Origin of the sequence: Pseudomonas sp. RA_15y_Pfl1_P11 (assembly GCF_963970975.1) — a bacterium.
Taxonomy (GTDB): Bacteria; Pseudomonadota; Gammaproteobacteria; order Pseudomonadales; family Pseudomonadaceae; genus Aquipseudomonas; species Aquipseudomonas tritici.
Window position 1 is genome coordinate 20,240 of sequence record NZ_CAXAOY010000017.1, and the last position, 18,741, is coordinate 38,980.

18 protein-coding genes are annotated in these 18,741 nt (G+C 60.6%); 4 read left to right on the forward strand and 14 right to left on the reverse strand.

All coding sequences use genetic code 11. From position 1 onward, the window contains the following. The first annotated feature begins 236 nt into the window (after positions 1-236). On the forward strand, positions 237-995 hold the full coding sequence (locus AACY44_RS20235) for a TetR/AcrR family transcriptional regulator (protein WP_339417905.1): 759 nt from the start codon (positions 237-239) through the stop codon (positions 993-995). 180 nt (positions 996-1,175) lie between these two features. Here AACY44_RS20235 and AACY44_RS20240 read toward each other — a convergent pair whose 3' ends face one another. Then, complete coding sequence (locus AACY44_RS20240) at positions 1,176-2,234, reverse strand: FUSC family protein (RefSeq protein WP_339417904.1); 1,059 nt, start codon at positions 2,232-2,234, stop codon at positions 1,176-1,178. A 53-nt stretch (positions 2,235-2,287) separates the two neighbouring features. Next, complete coding sequence (locus AACY44_RS20245) at positions 2,288-3,904, reverse strand: NADP-dependent glyceraldehyde-3-phosphate dehydrogenase (RefSeq protein ID WP_339417903.1); 1,617 nt, start codon at positions 3,902-3,904, stop codon at positions 2,288-2,290. Positions 3,905-4,067: 163 nt separating this feature from the next. Here AACY44_RS20245 and AACY44_RS20250 point away from each other — a divergent pair, with 163 nt between their 5' ends. Continuing rightward, complete coding sequence (locus tag AACY44_RS20250; protein WP_339417902.1) at positions 4,068-4,943, forward strand: Dyp-type peroxidase; 876 nt, start codon at positions 4,068-4,070, stop codon at positions 4,941-4,943. Positions 4,944-5,126: 183 nt separating this feature from the next. On the opposite strand, the gene AACY44_RS20255 is transcribed toward AACY44_RS20250, so the two are convergent. Continuing rightward, on the reverse strand, positions 5,127-5,648 hold the full coding sequence (locus tag AACY44_RS20255; protein WP_339417901.1) for a DUF3087 domain-containing protein: 522 nt from the start codon (positions 5,646-5,648) through the stop codon (positions 5,127-5,129). Positions 5,649-5,761: 113 nt separating this feature from the next. On the opposite strand from AACY44_RS20255, the gene AACY44_RS20260 reads away from it, so the two are divergent. Both AACY44_RS20260 and AACY44_RS20265 read left to right on the forward strand, forming a co-directional pair. Beyond that, positions 5,762-5,938, forward strand: coding sequence for a hypothetical protein (locus AACY44_RS20260; RefSeq protein ID WP_339427840.1), 177 nt, complete (start codon positions 5,762-5,764; stop codon positions 5,936-5,938). Positions 5,939-5,952: 14 nt separating this feature from the next. Next, positions 5,953-6,153: a DUF6021 family protein gene (locus AACY44_RS20265; protein ID WP_314566665.1), complete on the forward strand. Its 201-nt coding sequence runs from the start codon at positions 5,953-5,955 to the stop codon at positions 6,151-6,153. Between the two features lie 31 nt (positions 6,154-6,184). Here AACY44_RS20265 and AACY44_RS20270 read toward each other — a convergent pair whose 3' ends face one another. The 11 genes from AACY44_RS20270 to nuoE form a co-directional block, all read right to left on the reverse strand. Further along, the gene (locus AACY44_RS20270) at positions 6,185-6,421 is read right to left on the reverse strand and encodes a DUF6555 family protein (RefSeq protein ID WP_339417897.1); all 237 of its coding nucleotides are present in this window, start codon (positions 6,419-6,421) and stop codon (positions 6,185-6,187) included. Positions 6,422-6,742: 321 nt separating this feature from the next. Beyond that, positions 6,743-8,206 carry an NADH-quinone oxidoreductase subunit NuoN gene (gene nuoN / locus AACY44_RS20275; RefSeq protein ID WP_049712664.1) on the reverse strand — a complete coding sequence of 488 codons (1,464 nt, stop codon included), beginning with the start codon at positions 8,204-8,206 and terminating at the stop codon, positions 6,743-6,745. A 7-nt stretch (positions 8,207-8,213) separates the two neighbouring features. Further along, positions 8,214-9,746: an NADH-quinone oxidoreductase subunit M gene (gene nuoM, locus AACY44_RS20280; RefSeq protein WP_049712665.1), complete on the reverse strand. Its 1,533-nt coding sequence runs from the start codon at positions 9,744-9,746 to the stop codon at positions 8,214-8,216. 55 nt (positions 9,747-9,801) lie between these two features. Next, positions 9,802-11,655, reverse strand: a complete 1,854-nt coding sequence (gene nuoL, locus AACY44_RS20285) for an NADH-quinone oxidoreductase subunit L (protein ID WP_339427839.1) — start codon at positions 11,653-11,655, stop codon at positions 9,802-9,804. After that, positions 11,652-11,960 carry an NADH-quinone oxidoreductase subunit NuoK gene (gene nuoK / locus AACY44_RS20290; protein ID WP_003174727.1) on the reverse strand — a complete coding sequence of 103 codons (309 nt, stop codon included), beginning with the start codon at positions 11,958-11,960 and terminating at the stop codon, positions 11,652-11,654. The genes nuoL and nuoK overlap by 4 nt, the downstream gene beginning before the upstream one ends. A gap of 2 nt (positions 11,961-11,962) precedes the next feature. Then, positions 11,963-12,466 carry an NADH-quinone oxidoreductase subunit J gene (nuoJ, locus tag AACY44_RS20295; protein WP_049712667.1) on the reverse strand — a complete coding sequence of 168 codons (504 nt, stop codon included), beginning with the start codon at positions 12,464-12,466 and terminating at the stop codon, positions 11,963-11,965. Between the two features lie 9 nt (positions 12,467-12,475). Further along, complete coding sequence (nuoI, locus tag AACY44_RS20300; protein ID WP_003174725.1) at positions 12,476-13,024, reverse strand: NADH-quinone oxidoreductase subunit NuoI; 549 nt, start codon at positions 13,022-13,024, stop codon at positions 12,476-12,478. 11 nt (positions 13,025-13,035) lie between these two features. Next, positions 13,036-14,043 (reverse strand): NADH-quinone oxidoreductase subunit NuoH, encoded by a 1,008-nt coding sequence (nuoH, locus tag AACY44_RS20305; protein WP_012724954.1) that lies wholly within the window; start codon positions 14,041-14,043, stop codon positions 13,036-13,038. Then, positions 14,040-16,754, reverse strand: coding sequence for an NADH-quinone oxidoreductase subunit NuoG (gene nuoG, locus AACY44_RS20310; protein WP_339417893.1), 2,715 nt, complete (start codon positions 16,752-16,754; stop codon positions 14,040-14,042). Before nuoG ends, nuoH begins: the two co-directional genes overlap by 4 nt. 135 nt (positions 16,755-16,889) lie before the next feature. Beyond that, the gene (nuoF, locus tag AACY44_RS20315; protein WP_065872061.1) at positions 16,890-18,245 is read right to left on the reverse strand and encodes an NADH-quinone oxidoreductase subunit NuoF; all 1,356 of its coding nucleotides are present in this window, start codon (positions 18,243-18,245) and stop codon (positions 16,890-16,892) included. Beyond that, the gene (gene nuoE / locus AACY44_RS20320; RefSeq protein ID WP_049712670.1) at positions 18,242-18,739 is read right to left on the reverse strand and encodes an NADH-quinone oxidoreductase subunit NuoE; all 498 of its coding nucleotides are present in this window, start codon (positions 18,737-18,739) and stop codon (positions 18,242-18,244) included. The genes nuoF and nuoE overlap by 4 nt, the downstream gene beginning before the upstream one ends. Positions 18,740-18,741: the final 2 nt, after the last annotated feature.

Here is an 18,741-nt window from a genome sequence, read left to right on the forward strand (position 1 = left end):
ATACTAGCCGCGTTCCAGCCGCTTCGCCAGCCATGGATGTAGAGCGGTTTTACCCTTTGAAACGATTACTTCGAGGCGCTAGCAAGCCCTTCAAAAAAACCTCGGCTACGCTCAAAGGGCCCGGCTGCAAAGGCTTTTGATAATATGACACGGTGTCACTACTTGCTTTCGAGCGACGTCCCCGGTATAAAAAATCAAATTATTTTTTAAAACAATATTTCCCACGTGGAACTTCTATGGTCGCGAAGAAAGTCAGCGCTCCGAACATTACCAAGACTCGATTGCTGGATGCGACAGAGGCTCTCTTCATCAAGTATGGATACGACGCAGTTTTGTTGCGGCAGATTACCGAGCGTGCCCAGGTCAACCTGGCGGCGGTGAACTACCACTTCGGGGACAAGGACTCCCTGATGAAAACCCTGCTGATGCAGCGCCTGGAACCGCTCAACGAGCAGCGCCTGGAACTGTTGGCACGCTGCGAAGCCGAGTCCGACGGCCCACTCGATTGCGACACCTTGCTTGGCGTGCTATTTGCCCCCGCCATGGGCCTGGAACGCAGCGATCCAGCCAGCGCGAGTGGGGAAGGGCGTTCGTTTATCCGGTTCCTGGGGCGGGTCTACAGCGACACGTCGCCGTTTATCCAGGAATACCTCAAGGTGCATTACCAGCCGGTGTTCCAGCGTTTCTTCGAAGCTTTCGCCCTGGCCTTGCCGGATCTGCCGCGCAATGAACTTGGGGTGCGCCTGCAATTTGCCCTCAAGGCGATTTCCGGCGTGATGGCCGGGACCGAGCTGCGCTTGCTGATGAACTCCATGAGCCTGGGCCGTCCGGCGACGGATGCCGAGGTGATGGCCAAGTTGATCACCCTGGTGTCGGCGGCGATCCGCGTGCCACAGCAAAGTCCGGAAGCGGAACATGCCTTGGCCAAGGTGCTGGATACCCAGCGGGCCATTCGTGAGCAGGCGATAGCGCCAGCGAACAAGGCGGCGCGCTAGCTCGAATTCCAGGCAAAAAAAAGCCCGCTGGGGCGGCGGGCTTGATATGCAACGTTTGTAACGGATGAGGCTTCACATTACGTTCCGGGATGTGAATAAAACGTGAAAACTTTGTAAGGTAAAGTGTGAAAACCTTGAAGTCTGTAAACGCATGGGGAATTTCTTTTCCTCTCAGCGAATTCAGATTTTCCAGCGCCCGGCACTCTTGGCCAGCCTCTGGCGCATCGCACCGATGTTCTGCGCCAGTTGCAAGGTCAGCAGCCGGTAGCCATCCAATGCGCTATAGACCGGCACGTCCAACCCAGGCTCAACGCTGGCGTGACTCGGCCGCTCCAACCGCTCCGTTAGGCCAGATTTCAACGCCCGTGCCATGCCCACCAGTTGCACGCGAATTTGCCGATGCTCGGCCCTCAATATCACCTGCATCCGCGCCATCGCCGGTTCGTCGCGAGGGTCAGGCCGGGTATTGCCGAGAATCTCCAGGGTGCTGATGCACATCCGTAAATGCCGCTGTATCGCGTCCAGTTCAGTCATGGAGATGCGTACCTCCTTGGACACCGACGGCATTAACGAGCGCAACTGCAACATCGCGGCATTCAGACGATTGAGCAGCTTCAGGTGTTGATCATCGGTGACCGACTCGCCATTGATGATCCGGCTATAGATCTCGGCGCAATCGCGCAACGCGCTGGCCAGGTTGTAGCGCCAGGAGTACACGGCATACAGCGGCAGGGCGAAGGAAAAGGCCAGGGCGAGGGCGATGCCGATCAGGATATCCACGGTGCGCCATAGCCCGTCCGACAGCGGGTTGTCGCCGTGACCCGCGACGATAAACACAGTGATCGCCGAGAGCAACGCGGTGTAGCCGCCCTTGCCGATGGCGTGGTAGGAAAAGAAGCCGCACACCACCGACATCAGCAGATAGGTCAACAGCGGCTGGCCGACGTATGCCTCCTGCACCACCAGCAACAAGCCGACACTGGCGCCGATCAAGGTGCCATAGGCACGCTCCACGGCTTTCTTGCCGATATTGCCGTGGTGCTGCAAGCCGCCGATCACCACCAGCATGGTCACCGAGGCCCACTCACCATGGGGCAGGTTGAGGCCAGTGGTCAGCATAATCGTCGCCAGCAAGCCGATGGACACGCGCACGGCGTGGATCAGCTTGGCATGGCGATAGCGGCGGTACGGGTCGAGCAAGGGGCGCAACAGGCGCCGGGCGAAGAAGGGCAGGTTCATCGTTCTAAAATTGGCCTCGACGGTATGAATGTATGCGGTCAAATGTGGCGTTGTTAGAAAATGTAATCAGTGGTCAAGAAACTCGAATCACGGTTGCGCAATATATCGCTGACCAGCGCCTTGTTGCTCTCCTGGAACTTGGTCGCCACCAAGGTGCGGATTGAGAACACGCGCAATGCGTCATGTACCGACAACGTGCCCTCGGCCGAGTTCTTGCGCCCGTTGAAAGGGAAAGTGTCCGGGCCGCGCTGGCACTGGGCGTTGATGTTGATACGGCCGACCTGGTTGGCGAAGGTATCCACCAGGCGCCCAACTTCCGCGGCATTCGTACCGAAGATGCTCAGTTGTTGACCGAAATCAGAGTCCAGCACGTAGTCGATCACCTTCTCTACATCACGGTAAGGCACGATCGGCACCACTGGGCCGAACTGTTCTTCGTGGTACACGCGCATCTGCGGGTTCACCGGGTACAGCACGGCCGGGTAGAAGAACGAACCGCGACTCTCACCGCCATGCTCATTCACCACATTGGCACCGTGTTGCGCGGCATCGGCCACCAGGCTGTTGAGGTAATCCACCTTGCCCACTTCGGGCAATGGCGTCAGCGCCACGCCGTCCTCCCACGGCATGCCGGGCTTGAGCGTGGCCAGCTTCTTGTTGAATTTGTCGATAAAGCTGCCGACGACGTCTTCATGCACGAACAGGATTTTCAACGCGGTGCAGCGCTGGCCGTTGAACGATAGGGAACCAGTAACGGCTTCGCTGACGGCATTGTCCAAGTCCACCTCAGGCAGCACGATGCCGGGGTTTTTCGCGTCCAGGCCCAACGCCGCGCGCAGGCGGTGCGGCTTGGGGTGCAATTTCTTCAAGTCGCTGGCGGCCTTGTTGGTGCCGATAAACGCGAAGATATCGATCCTCCCGCTGGCCATCAGCGCGCTGATGGTTTCACGGCCGCTGCCGTAGATCACGTTGATCACCCCGGCCGGGAAACTGTCGCGGAACGCCTCCAGCAGCGGGCGGATCAGCAGCACGCCGAGCTTGGCCGGCTTGAACACCACGGTATTGCCCATGATCAGCGCCGGGATCAGCGTGGTGAACGTTTCGTTCAGCGGATAGTTATAAGGTCCCATGCACAAGGCCACGCCCAGCGGGACGCGGCGGATTTGGCCGAGGGTGTCCTGTTCCAGCTCGAAACGGCTGGAGCGACGGTCGAGTTCCTTGAGGGCATTGATGGTGTCGGTGATGTAGTCGCAGGTACGGTCGAATTCTTTCTGCGAGTCCTTGAGGTTCTTGCCGATTTCCCACATCAGCAGCTTCACCACCGCGTCGCGTTGTTCACGCATGCGTCGCAAGAACGCTTCGACATGCTGGATGCGGTCGGCCACGCGCATCGTCGGCCATTCGCCCTGGCCCCGGTCATAGGCGCGTACGGCGGCGTCGAGGGCGGTCAGGGCGGTGTCGGCATCCAGCAGCGGCGTGCTGCCGATATGCACACGTTCGTCGCCCAGTTGCACCGGGCTCTGCACCTTGGCTAACGGGCCGTTCCATACTTGCAACTGGCCGTCGACCAGGTAATCGCGCTGTTCGATGGGCGCTGCCAGGCGCAATTGTTCGGGAATGTCGGCGGCGCAGGTGGGAAACAGCTGGGCGAGCAGGTTGCTGGTGGTCATGTCGCTACCCCTGGAATAGTTGCAAAACATGACTAGAGAGTCACCCATCCAAGGGCTGCGTGGCAAGGGCCAGCGGCATCAGAGCAGCCCGGTGACCTGGAAAACCTTGAGCACAAGCCCGCGCTGGCCGGGTAAACTTGGCGGCTTTCTTGAAGGAGTTCACATGAGTCAGTACCAGCCGGGCATTCTTGCCGCACCGGTGCCGTTGCAGGCACGCCATCTGTTTTTTGCCGTGGATTCCCTGGCCGCCGTTCCTGCAGCGCTGGACGCGTTGGTGCAGTTGGCCGATTCGGCGGCAGTGGTCGGTTTTGGCGAGCTGCTGGTAAACGCGCTGGGCGCACGGATTGAAGGCCTGCGCACATTCCCCACCGTCAGCGGGCCGGGCGCGCATAACCCGTCGACACAGCAAGCACTGTGGGTGTGGTTGCACGGTGTGGATCGTGGTGAACTGCTGTTGCGCAGCCGCGCGTTTGAAAAGGCCCTGGCCCCGGCGTTTCGCCTGGTGCAGACGACCGAAGGTTTCCGCTACAAAACCGGCTTCGACCTGACCGACTACGAAGACGGCACTGAAAACCCCCATGACGACGCAGCGGTTGAAGCGGCCCTGACCGACAGCGGCGCCAGTTTTGCCGCGATCCAGCAGTGGCAGCACGACCTCGACGCCTTCGCCGCCTTGCCTGCGCAAGAGCGCGACCACATCATCGGCCGTCGCCACGGCGACAACGAAGAACTCGACGACGCCCCCGAGTCCGCCCACACCAAACGCACCGCCCAGGAAAGCTTTACCCCGCAAGCCTTCGTGGTACGCCGTTCCATGCCATGGGCCGAGAATGGCCAGGCCGGGTTGATGTTTCTTGCGTTTGGTCATTCCTTTGATGCGTTTGAAGCGCAACTGCGCCGCATGAGCGGCCTGGAAGATGGGATTGTCGATGGGTTGTATCGCATCAGCACGCCGCTGACCGGTGGATACTACTGGTGCCCACCAATCAAGGAGGGGCATCTGGACCTGAGTGCACTGTTCGTCACTGCAAGCCACTGAACATGTGCGAGGGGGGGCAGCTACGTACCGGCTCGGCGGGTGTGAGCCTGGTTGCCTGCTGGTGCTGAAAAAAGTCGGACGTTCCACGCGAATTTACCGCCTTGATTATCGCGATCGTCCTGCTGTTTATTTATGCAGGTACGGCGCTGTTTCGTAGCGAAGTGCCACGCTCAGCGCAATGATTCAAGGGGTTTTGAAGCTTTGCAGCCAGGCCGGATCGAAACGGGTTTGCTCGGTGTCCATGCCCAACGTGTGCATCTTGGCCTTATGGGCCTCGACCTCACCGACCAATTGCGCCTGAGCGCTGGAGTTGGCGTCCAACTCATGCATTTGCGTCAGGCCCAGGTGATAAAAACGCAGCACCTTGATCGCCGTCGGGTCATTGGCCTGGGCCCGCTCGGTGACCTTGTGCATCACATTGGTCACGCTCATCAGGCTGCGCTTGAGTTGCCAACCGTACACCGCCGACGCCAGCCAAGGCTGGGTCCAGAACGGCCCGCGCACCAGGGCCAAAGTGATCAGCACCCCGGCGAAGACGCCGCCGACATTGAAGCGGAAGTTATCACCGCCGGGCTCGCCGAACAGCATCACTGCCAGGCTCGACAGCAGCATACCCAGGGCCAGGAAGAGCACCGCCACGATCAGCGTACTGCGCCGGGTCTGTTGGCGAAAGGTGACAGGGTCGCAGGGTTTGAGCTCGAACATCCGGGTCGTTTCTCCAGAAGGGGCGGGCATCATCTCACGCTTGGGCAAACAAGTTGAACGATGGCGCACAGCGGTTTCTCTAAATCTGTGTAGACCCTTTGAGGTGAACCACCATGTCCGAATACAAGCAGCCGCCGCCTGGCACCCCGAACCCTGATCGCACACCCGGTGAAGAGGAGCGTGACAACGATGCGTTGCGCCCCAATGACCCGGCGGAGCGTCAGAACGACGACGTGGAACGCGTCGAGGAAGACCTGGAAAACCTTCACGACAAAGCCCGCCCGGTCTAAACAAGGAGATCGCCGTGAATAACCCACCGAAAGGTCCGTCTTCAGACGAGCATGCCAGCGGTAAGGATGAATTGGGCTTCGACCCGGATTCGCCGGATGTGGCAGACCCACAGGTCGACCCCATCGGCCCTGCCATTGCACCGCTGGACAAGGACAAGAAAGACCAGGCCGAAAAAAAGCCGCCCTACGATCCGTTGGGCGACTTAAAGCCTTAAATCGAGCCCCGCCTTTGTGCGGGGCTTTTGTTTATTTGGGCGCGATCCAGATGACGTCGGTAATGCCGAATTTCTCCGCCCAAGGCCGGGTAGTTTTCTTCACTTGTTCGTGGCCGACTCGACCCACGCGACTGACATGCGCAATGTCGGCATCAACGGCCGCCCAGTGCCATGCCTCGGCGTTGTTCATCACTTCGGCGCGCACCACAAAGGACTTCCGTTGACCGTGCAGTTGGTAGTTGATGGTGTAGATTTTTGCGGTACTCATGTTGCCTCCCTGTGTTGTTATAGATGGATACGGGAGCGTTCAAAAAGGTTCATTCAAAATGACAAGCTGCGTGCTGACGCCCGCAGGCCACGGCGCACGAACCTTATCGCCTGAGCTTCGACGGCCAGAGCAGTTACACCCAGTGGGCGCCCGTCGCACTATCGATGAGCCGCACCAGGCTCAAGGTAGATGACTTTGGCAGCGACACCGTGGACCTCAAGGACCGCATCAATCCGTACGGCGCAGTGTCCTGATTCTTCCCCATAACGCAAAAACGGCGCCCGAAGGCGCCGTTTTTGTTTACTGCATCCCGCTAAGCGATCAAACGCCCAGCACCGCGTGCTGCACCAGTGTGAGCAACGGTTGTGGGTACACGCCCAAGAAGAACGCGAGCAGGGCAATGGCCAGCAGCATCACGCCGCCTGCCTTCTGTTCCCAGTGCAGCTCGGCGTCCACACGGCGCAGGTTTGGCTCGATCAGGTACAGGGTGACCATCACGCGCAGGTAATAGAACACGCCGATGGCGGAGCCTAGCACCAGCGATGCAACCAGCCACCATTCATGCGCTTGAACACCGGTCGCCACGATGTAGAACTTGCCGATAAAGCCGGCAGTCAGCGGGATACCCGCCAGGGACAGCATCATCACGGTGAGTACGGCAGTCAGGTACGGACGGCGCCAGAACAGGCCGCGGTATTCGTACAGCGCGTCGGCGTCACGGCCTTTGAACGGCGAGGACATCAGCGTGATCACGCCGAATGCGCCGAGGCTGGTGATCACGTAGGTGACCAGGTACACGCCCATGGCTTCCACGGCAAGGCCCTTGCTCGCCACCAGGGCGATCAGCAAGTAACCGAAGTGAGCGATGGAGGAGTAACCCAGCAGACGCTTGAGGTTGTTCTGGGTCAGGGCCAGCAGGTTACCGAACAGGATCGAAGCAATGGCGATCACGGTCAGCACGTCGCTCAGCACGCCGGTGTTGGCGGCGGGGGAGATCTGGAACAGACGCACCATCACCGCAAACACGGCCACTTTCGACGCGGTCGCCAGGAACGCTGCCACCGGCGCCGGGGCGCCTTCGTACACGTCCGGGGTCCACAAGTGGAAAGGCACCAGGGACAGCTTGAACGCCAGGCCGATCAGCATCATGGCCAGGCCCAGTTGGGCAATCGGCGCAGGCATGCTGGTCGCCGCCAGCGCGTGGCCGATGCCGGTGAAGCTCAGGCTGCCAGCTTCGGCGTAGAGCAGGGCCATACCGAACAACAGGAACGCTGAACCGGCGGCCGACAGCACCATGTACTTGATGCCGGCTTCCAGCGAGCGCTTGTTGAAGAAGGCATAGGCCACCAGGCCATAGGTCGGGATCGACAGCAGTTCCAGGCCGATGAACAAGCCGGCCAGGTGCTGAGCGCTGACCAGCACGATACCGCCGGCCGCAGCCAGCAGGATCAGCAGGTACAGCTCTTCCTTGTTGCCCGGGTAGCCGGTGCCGCCTTCGCCGAGGTAGGCGTGGGCGAGGGTGACGCAGGCCAGGGTCGCGACCAGGATCAACGCGATGTACAGCAGCGCGAAGTCATCGACCATCATCAGTGGCGTGACCGCCAGTGGTGCGACCTTGAGGGCCGGAATGATCGACAGCAGGGCCAGGTTGAGACCGGCACACGACAGCAGGAACGTTTGCGAGTGATTGCGGCGCCAGGCGATTGCCAGCATCACCACCACGATGGTGAGGCTGGTAATCAGCAGCGGCGCAAGCGCGATAAAGTGTTGGATCGTGAATTCCATAGCGCTCTTACCGGGCCGAAGCGAGTTGAGAGAAGGCGGTGCCGAACCACTGCTGCACGCCATGCATCGTCGCGGCAGAAGTGTCCAGGAACGGTTGCGGGTACACGCCGATGTAGATCAGCAGTACCGCAAGGCCGAGCACCATGATCAGTTCGCGAGCATCCATCCCTTGCAGGACGGTGTCGGACTTGGCCGGGCCGAAGTAGGCGCGGTGGATCATGATCAGCGAGTAGACCGAACCAAACACCAGGCCGGAGGTAGCAATCGCACTGATCCACGGTGTTTGCACGAAGGCACCCATCAGGATCAGGAACTCGCCGATGAAGTTACCGGTACCCGGCAAGCCCAGCGACGCGGCGGCAAAGAACAGGCTGATCGCCGGCAGGTAAGCGATGCGCGACCACACGCCACCCATTTCCCGCATGTCACGGGTGTGCAGGCGTTCGTACAGCTGGCCACTCAGGATAAAGAGTGCAGCGGCCGAGACACCGTGGGCCAACATCTGGATCACGGCGCCTTGCAATGCCAACTGGCTGCCGGAGTAGATGCCGATCAGTACGAAGCCCATGTGGGAAACGGACGAGAAGGCAATCAGACGCTTGATGTCGGTTTGTGCGAAGGCCAGGAACGCGCCGTAGAAGATCCCGATCAGACCCAGCGTCATGGCGATCGGCGCGAACTCGGCCGAGGCGTTCGGGAACAGCGGCAGGGCGAAACGCAGCAGGCCGTAGGCCGCAGTCTTCAACAGAATACCAGCCAAGTCCACGGAACCGGCAGTCGGCGCCTGTGCGTGGGCATCCGGCAGCCAGGAGTGGAAAGGCACCACCGGCAGCTTCACCGCGAACGCGATGAAGAAGCCCAGCATCAGGATGTACTCGGTGGTCAGGGACATCTTGGTTTTCAACAGGTCGGCGTAGTTGAACGTAATCACGCCCGTGCTGTTGAAGTTGACCAGTACCAGCCCCAGGATCGCCACCAACATGATCAGGCCGGAAGCCTGAGTGAAGATGAAGAACTTGGTCGCCGCGTAGATCCGGGTTTTCTTGCCGTCCGAAGAACTGTGACCCCAGAGCGCGATGAGGAAGTACATCGGCACCAGCATCATTTCCCAGAAGAAGAAGAACATGAACAGGTCGAGGGCGAGGAACACGCCGACAACGCCGCCCAGGATCCACATCAGGTTCAGGTGGAAGAAGCCCACGTGACGCTGGATCTCTTTCCAGGAGCAGAGTACCGAAAGGATACCCAGCAGGCCGGTCAGCAGGATCATCAACAACGACAGGCCGTCGAGGGCCAAGTGCACGTTGATGCCGAAGCGCTGGATCCACACGTGCTTGAACTCAAGCGCGAAGGTTGGATCGGCACCCGGTGCCGGAGCAAATGAATAGTCGCCATGGGCCCACAGCCAGAGGCCGAGTGCGAGTTCCAGGGACATGGTCAGCAACGCAATCCAGCGGGGGAGGGTGGCGCCGAAGCGTTCACCCATCCAGCAGAGCAGGCCGCCGATAAAGGGGATCAGGATTAGCCAGGGCAGAATCATGACAGGCTCGTTTCCTTTCGCAAGTTCGCAAAGTTGGCAGTGCAATCAAACATAGTCAGGCCGCTACCACGACGATGGCGCCGATCACCAAAACGGCACCGGCCGCCATGGAGGCTGCATACCAACGCAATTGGCCCGTTTCGCTGCGACTCAGGGCGGTGTGACCGGCCTTGGCGGCACGCGGGATCAAACCGATGGTCTGGTCGAGCGGGTCTTTACGCAGTACGTGGCTGATGGCGAGGTAAGGCTTGACGAACAGTTTGTCGTAGAGCCAATCGAAGCCCCAGGCAGCGAACCACCAGGCCGACAGGAAACGACCAATGCCACTGTTGGCAACGGCCGTCACGAAGCGACGTTTACCCAGGAACAGCAGGGCCGCCAGCAGGATACCTGCGATGGCGATGGCGCCCGAGGCGATTTCCAGGCTGTGCTTGGCAGCGCCGCCGGCATGGCCAGCGCTTTCCGGCAGTACACCGGCCAGGGGTGGCGTGATCAGTGCGCCGATGAAGGTCGACAGGATGATCAGTACCGACAAAGGCAACCAATGCGAAATGCCATGGCCTGCGTGTGCTTCGGTCTTGGCTTCACCGTGGAAGGTGATGAAGATCAGGCGGAAGGTGTACAGCGAGGTCATGAACGCACCCACCAGGCCTGCGTACAGCAGGTTCTGGTTACCGCTGGCAAAGGCTTCCCAGAGGATTTCGTCTTTCGAGTAGAAACCGGCGGTCACGAGCGGCAGGGCTGCGAGGGCAGCGCCACCGACGATGAAGCTGGCGTAGGCCAGTGGCAGTTTCTTCCACAGGCCGCCCATCTTGAAGATGTTCTGCTCGTGGTGGCAGGCAACAATCACCGCACCGGACGCAAGGAACAGCAGGGCCTTGAAGAAGGCGTGGGTCATCAGGTGGAAGATCGCCGCGTCCCAGGCACCAACGCCCAGGGCCAGGAACATGTAGCCGATCTGGCTCATGGTCGAGTAGGCGAGAATACGCTTGATGTCGGTTTGCACCAGCGCGGCAAAGCCGGCAAGTACCAGGGTCACGCCGCCCACTACGCCCACCAGGTGCAGGATATCCGGCGCCAGGGTGAACAGGCCGTGGGTACGCGCGATCAGGTACACACCCGCAGTCACCATGGTTGCCGCGTGAATCAGTGCGGAAACCGGGGTAGGACCGGCCATCGCGTCCGCCAGCCAGGTTTGCAGCGGCAGTTGCGCGGATTTACCGACAGCGCCGCCCAGCAGCATCAGTGTGGCCAGGGTGATCCAGAAGTCGCCGACCTGGAATTTCTGCGGTGCCAGCACCAGCAGTTCCTGGATGTTCAGCGTGCCCACCTGTTGGAACAGGATGAACAGGCCGATGGCCATGAACACGTCGCCGATGCGGGTAACGATAAAGGCCTTGAGTGCGGCGTTACCGTTGTTGCGGTTGCTGTAGTAGAAACCGATTAACAGGTACGAGCACAGGCCCACGCCTTCCCAACCGAAGTACAGGAACAACAGGTTATCGCCCAGTACCAGGAACAGCATGCTGGCGATAAACAGGTTGGTGTACGAGAAGAAGCGCGAGTATCCGGCTTCACCGCGCATGTACCAGGATGCGAACAGGTGGATCAGGAAGCCCACACCGACGACCACGCCGAGCATGGTGATCGACAGGCCGTCGACGTAGAGGGCGAAGTTTGGCTTGAAACCCTCCACAGACATCCACTGCCACAGCACCAGGGTGTAGTGGCCGCCTTCCGGCGGCGCCACGTTGAATTGCCAGATCACGTAGGCAGCAACGATGGCCGACAGGCCAATGGAACCCACACCAATTAAGGCAGACACATTTTCCGACAGGCGCCCGCGAGAGAACGACAGCAGCAGGAAACCGATCAGGGGGAATACGAAAGTCAGAAAGATCATGTTCATCCGCGCATCTCACTGGCAGCGTCGATATCAAGCGTGTGGAAGCGACGATACAGTTGCAGCAGGATCGCCAGGCCGATACTGGCCTCGGCGGCTGCCAGGCTGATCACCAGGATGAACATCACTTGTCCATCCGGCTGGCCCCAACGTGCGCCTGCCACGATGAACGCCAGTGCTGCGGCGTTCATCATGATTTCCAGGCTCATCAACACGAACAAAATGTTACGGCGAACCATCAGGCCGACCAGGCCAAGGCAGAACAGGATGCCGGCGACCGCCAGACCATGCTCCAAAGGGATAGCAGGCATCGTCATTGCTCCTTGGCTTCGTTGCGGCCCAAGTGGAAGGCAGTGATGGCTGCGGCGAGCAGCAGCATCGACGCCAGTTCGACCACCAGCAGGTAAGGACCGAACAGGCTGATGCCCACGGCCTTGGCGTCCACGGTGGTGTGGCCGATGGCCTGGCCGCTCTGGTGAGCGAACAGCACATACAGCAGTTCAGCCAGCAGCAGCGCTGCGAGGATGACTGGGCCGAGCCAGATGCCAGGCTTGAGCCAGACGCGTTCCTGGGCGACCGAAGCCGGACCGAGGTTGAGCATCATCACCACAAACACGAACAGCACCATGATGGCGCCGGCGTAGGCGATCACTTCCAGCACACCGGCGAACGGCGCGCCGAGTGCGAAAAAGGTCATGGCCACGGCGATCAGCGAAATGATCAGGTAGAGCAGGGCGTGCACAGGATTGGTGTTGGTGATCACGCGAAGCGTGGACACCACTGCAATACCGGACGCGAAATAGAAAGCGAATTCCATCTTTCTTCCTTAAGGCAGCAAGCTCTTCACGTTGATCGGCTCGGCTTCGTTTTGCGCGGCGCCTTTCGGCTTACCAGCAACGGCCATACCTGCAACACGATAGAAGTTGTAATCAGGGTTTTTACCGGGACCAGAGATCAGCAGATCTTCTTTCTCGTACACCAGGTCCTGACGTTTGAACTCGGCCATCTCGAAATCCGGTGTCAGCTGGATTGCGGTGGTCGGGCAAGCTTCCTCGCAGAGGCCGCAGAAAATGCAGCGCGAGAAGTTGATGCGGAAGAAGTCCGGGTACCAGCGACCGTCTTCGGTTTCAGCTTTCTGCAGGGAGATGCAACCCACCGGGCACGCCACGGCGCACAGGTTGCAGGCTACGCAACGCTCTTCGCCGTCGGGGTCGCGGGTCAGCACGATACGGCCGCGATAACGCGGCGGCAGGTACACCGCTTCTTCCGGGTATTGCAGGGTGTCGCGTTTGCGAAAGCCATGGCCGAAAACCATCACCAGGCTTCGCAACTGGGTACCGGTACCCTTAACGATGTCGCCAATATATTTGAACATGGGTCAAATCCTCACTGAACCGCGGCCGCTGGCGTGTTCAACAACACAACGGCAGCAGTCACCAGCAAATTGATCAGGGTCAGTGGCAGGCAGAAGCGCCAGCTGAAATCCATCACCTGGTCGTATCGTGGACGCGGAATGGAAGCGCGCAGCAGGATAAACAACATGATGAAAAACGCGGTCTTCAGGAAGAACCAGAAGAACGCCAACTGCGGCAGGATGCCAAACGGTCCGTGCCAGCCGCCGAAGAACAGCGTGACCAGCAGGGCCGAGATCAAGATGATGCCGATGTACTCGCCAACGAAGAACATGCCCCATTTCATGCCGGCGTATTCAATGTGGTAACCGTCAGCCAGTTCCTGTTCTGCTTCCGGCTGGTCGAACGGGTGACGGTGAGTCACGGCGACGCCAGCGATGAAGAAGGTACAGAAGCCAAAGAACTGCGGAATGATGAACCACAGGTTCTGCGCTTGGTACTCGACGATGTCGCGCATGTTGAACGAGCCGACCTGCACCACGATGCCCATCAGCGCGAGGCCCATGAACACTTCGTAGGACACGGTCTGGGCTGACGCCCGCAAGCTGCCCAGCAGGGCGAACTTGTTGTTACTCGACCAACCCGCGAACAGCACCGCGTAGACCGACAAGCCGGCCATGGCGAAGAAGAACAGCAAGCCGATGTTCAGATCCGCCACGCCCCAGGTCGGGGTGATCGGGATGACCGCAAAGGCGATCAGCAAGGCGCTCATGGCCACGACCGGTGCCAGGGTGAAGATCACCTTGTCGGCAAACGGCGGGGTCCAGTCTTCCTTGAAGAACATTTTCAGCATGTCGGCAGCGATCTGGAACATACCGAACGGGCCAACGCGGTTCGGACCGTAACGGTCCTGCCACCAGCCCAAGAGGCGACGTTCGACGAAGCTGAGCAGAGCGCCCGCGACGACCACGGCCAACAGGATCACGATGGCCTTGACCACCGAGATGATCACGTCAATCACTTCAGGCGTGAACCAAGTCATTGCGCTGCCTCCTGCAGACCGTCAACGGTTTTGCCAAAGATCGCCGCTGGAATACCGGCGATGCCTTTCGGCAGGGCAACCAGGCCAGCACCCAGCGCTTCGTTGATGCGCAGCGGCAGACGCAGGGTCTGGCCAGCCACGTTCAAGCTGAGCAGGGCACCCTCGTTGACGCCAAGGCGGTCGGCTTCGGACTTGGCCAGGGCCACGTAGGCTTCTGGAATGCGTTCTTGAACCGGCGCGGCCTTGGAAGAGTTCTCTTCGCTGCCGAACAGGTGGAAGAACGGCACAACCTGCCAGGTGCCCGGGGCCGGGTTGAACGGACGCGGGACGGACGCGAACCAGTTCAGCGAGTCACCGGTGCTTTCGATCAGGCGGGTGCCCGGGTCGCCAGCGCGGATGTGACCACCGACTTCGTCCTGGAACTTGTTCCAGGCCTGCGGCGAGTTCCAGCCCGGCGACCAGGCAAATGGCACCTGCTGACGTGGCTCGACCGAACCGGAGTAACCTTCCATCGAGAAGTTGAACGCGGTGTCCGGGTCCTGCGGCGTACGCGGTTCGTGCACGCTGATGTTGGCGCGCATGGCGGTACGACCGGAGTAACGCAGCGGCTCACGGGCGAGTTTCATGCCCTTGATGCGGAACGCGGCGGACGGAGCCGCATCGACGATACGTGCCAGCTGCGGCGCGCTTGCGGCGGTGGCAGCGGTGACGTGGTCGAGCTGGGTCCAGTCGATTGGCTGGTTCAGCAGGGTCGCGCGAAGGGCATGCAGCCAGCGCCAGCCTTCGTGAACCAGGATACTGGCGTCCATGTATTTCGGGTCGAACACTTGGAAGAAGCGCTGGGCGCGGCCTTCCTGACTGACCAGGGTACCGTCGCCTTCGGCGAAGGTAGCGGCTGGCAGCACCAGGTTGGCACGCTCGCTGGTGGCGGTCTTCTGGTGGTCGGCAACGATCAGTACTTTGGCAGCGTCCAGCGCGGCGTCGACCTTGGCCGAATCCGTGCGGGTGTACAGGTCGTTTTCCAGCACGACGATGGCGTCGGCGTTGCCGTCGATCACGGCGTGCAGTGCCGCGTCCAGGGACTCGCCACCGAGCATGGCCAGCCCGAGGCTGTTGGCTTCCGGTACGACCAGGCTGATGGAGCCGTTCTTGTCGCGCAGCTTCAAGGCTTTGGCGATGTTGGCAGCGGCTTCGATCAGCGCCTTGGAACCCAACGAGGTACCGGCAATGATCAATGGGCGTTTGGCGGCCAGCAGGGCGTCGGCGATACGCTGGGCCAGTTCAACGGCTTCAGTGTCCAGGCCTTCGACGGCAGGCGCGCTGGCGTCGAGGGCGTGGGCCACGGCGAAACCGATGCGAGCCAGGTCGTCCGGTGCTGCGTGTACGCACTCTTCGGCGATATCGTCGAGTTTGGTTTCAGCGATGCTTGCAATAAACAGCGGGTTCAGCGCGTGCTGGCCGATGTTTTTCACCGCAGCGTCGAGCCAAGGTTGTACGCGCATGGCGTCGGCCATGTCTTCGGCCTTGCCTTTGACCGACTGGCGCAGCGACAGGGCGATACGCGCGGCGGTCTGGGTCAGGTCTTCACCGAGAACGAAGATCGCGTCGTGGTCTTCGATGTCACGCATGTTCGGAACCGGCAACGGGCTGTCGTTCAGCACTTGCAAGACCAGGCGGATGTGCTCCAGTTCACTGGCTTCGATACCGCTGTAGAAGTGCTCAGCGCCGACCAGTTCGCGCAACGCGAAGTTGCTTTCGAGGCTGGCGCGTGGCGAACCGATACCGACGATGTTGCGGCCGCGCAGCAGTTCGGCGGCTTTATCAAGCGCGTCGTCCAGGCTCAGCTTGGCGCCGCCGGCCAGCAGTGGCTGGCGCGGGCGGTCTTCGCGGTTGACGTAGCCATAGCCGAAACGGCCACGGTCGCACAGGAAGTACTGGTTGACCGAACCGTTGAAGCGGTTTTCGATGCGACGCAGTTCGCCGTAGCGTTCGCCTGGCGAGATGTTGCAACCGCTGGAGCAGCCATGGCAGATGCTCGGCGAGAACTGCATGTCCCATTTACGGTTGTAGCGCTCGGAGTGGGTCTTGTCGGTGAACACACCGGTCGGGCAGACCTCGGTGAGGTTGCCGGAGAATTCGCTTTCGAGCACGCCGTCTTCAACGCGACCGAAGTACACGTTGTCGTGGGCGCCGAACACGCCGAGGTCGGTGCCGCCGGCGTAGTCTTTATAGAAACGCACGCAGCGATAGCAAGCGATGCAACGATTCATCTCGTGGGAAATGAATGGGCCCAGTTGCTGGTTCTGGTGGGTGCGCTTGGTGAAGCGATAACGGCGCTCGTTGTGGCCGGTCATCACCGTCATGTCTTGCAGGTGGCAGTGACCGCCTTCCTCACAGACCGGGCAGTCGTGGGGGTGGTTGGTCATCAGCCATTCAACGACACTGGCGCGGAACGCCTTGGATTCTTCATCGTCGATGGAGATCCAGGTGTTGTCGGTGGCTGGCGTCATGCACGACATGACGATACGACCACGGGTGTCGTTCTCGTCAGTGTATTGCTTGACCGCACACTGGCGACAGGCACCGACGCTACCAAGCGCGGGGTGCCAGCAGAAATACGGGATGTCGAGGCCTAGTGAGAGACATGCCTGTAACAGGTTGTCTGCCCCATCGACTTCGAGCGCTTTGCCGTCTACGTGGATAGTGGCCATGGTTCAAAGTTCTTCGTTGGCCCGTTGTCAGCGGGCGTGGCTAATGGAATCTTGTTATTCATGTGCATCTACACAGCCCTAAAGGCGTCAGCACATGAGAAAGCGAAGGGCACGGACCCTTCGCCTTTTAAAGCGTTACGCGCCGACTACGATCGGCCTTGCCAGAGGCGGGACGGCGGCGCTGGTAGGCGCGATGCCGGCTTCGAACTCCGAGCGGAAGTATTTGATTGCGCTGCCCAATGGCTCCACGGCGCCCGGTGCGTGAGCACAGAAGGTCTTGCCTGGACCAAGGAAGCCGACCAGGCCGAGCAGGGTTTCGATATCACCCTCGCGGCCTTCCCCATTTTCCAGCGCCATCAGCAGCTTCACGCTCCATGGCAGACCGTCGCGGCATGGCGTGCAGAAACCGCACGATTCACGCGCGAAGAACTGCTCCATGTTGCGCAGCAACGAAACCATGTTGACCGTGTTGTCGACCGCCATCGCCAGGCCGGTACCCATCCGGGTGCCCACCTTGCCGATGCCGCCGGCATACATTTGCGCGTCGAGGTGCTCAGGCAGCAGGAAACCGGTACCGGCGCCGCCTGGCTGCCAGGCTTTCAAGGTGTAGCCGTCGCGCATGCCGCCGGCATAATCCTCGAACAGCTCGCGTGCGGTCACGCCGAACGGCAGCTCCCACAGGCCAGGGTTCTTGACCTTGCCGGAGAACCCCATGAGCTTGGTGCCCATGTCTTCGCTGCCTTCGCGGGCCAACGATTTATACCAGTCGACGCCGTCGGCGATGATCGCCGGCACGTTGCACAGGGTTTCTACGTTATTCACGCAGGTCGGCTTGCCCCACACGCCCACGGCGGCAGGGAAGGGCGGCTTGGAGCGCGGGTTGGCGCGGCGGCCTTCGAGGGAGTTGATCAGTGCGGTTTCTTCACCGCAGATATAACGCCCGGCGCCGGTATGCACGAACAGTTCGAAGTCGAAACCCGAACCGAGGATGTTCTTGCCCAACAGGCCTGCGGCCTTGGCTTCCTGCACCGCACGGTTGAGGTGCTTGGCGGCGGTGGTGTATTCGCCACGCAGGAAGATGTAGCCACGGTAGGTTTTCAACGCGCGGGCGCTGATCAGCATGCCTTCAATCAGCAGATGGGGCAGTTGCTCCATCAGCATGCGGTCTTTCCAGGTGTTCGGCTCCATCTCATCCGCGTTGCACAGCAGGTAGCGGATGTTGATGGATTCGTCCTTGGGCATCAGGCCCCACTTAACACCCGTGGGGAAGCCTGCACCGCCGCGGCCTTTAAGGCCGGCGTCTTTCACGGTCTGGACGATATCGTCCTGGGCCATGTCGGCGAAGGCTTTGCGCGCAGCGGCGTAACCGTTCTTGGCCTGGTACTCGTCGAGCCACACCGGCTCGCCGTCGTCACGCAGGCGCCAGGTCAGCGGGTGAGTCTCGGCCGAACGCTTGATCAGGTTGGCCGGGCCGAAAGATGTCAGGGTCATGGGTAGCCCTCGAGCAATTGGGTCACGCCAGCAGGCTGTACGTCACCGAATGTGTCGTCGTCGATCATCAACGCCGGCGCCTTGTCGCAGTTGCCCAGGCAGCACACCGGCAGCAGCGTGAAGCGGCCGTCCGGGGTGGTTTGGCCGAGGCCGATGCCCAGCTTGTTCTGGATCTCGCTGACCACAGACTCGTGGCCGCCGATGTAGCAGACCATGCTGTCGCACACGCGAATGATGTGGCGACCCACCGGCTGGCGGAAGATCTGGCTGTAGAACGTCGCCACGCCTTCAACGTCGCTGGCGGGGATGCCGAGCATCTCGCCGATGGCGTAGAGAGCGCCGTCAGGCACCCAACCACGTTCCTTCTGGACGATCTTCAAGGCTTCGATCGACGCCGCGCGCGGGTCTTCGTAGTGATGCAGCTCGTGCTCGATGGCCGAGCGCTCGGTTTCACTCAGGGTGAAACGGTCTGTCTGGATAAGCGTGCTATTCATGC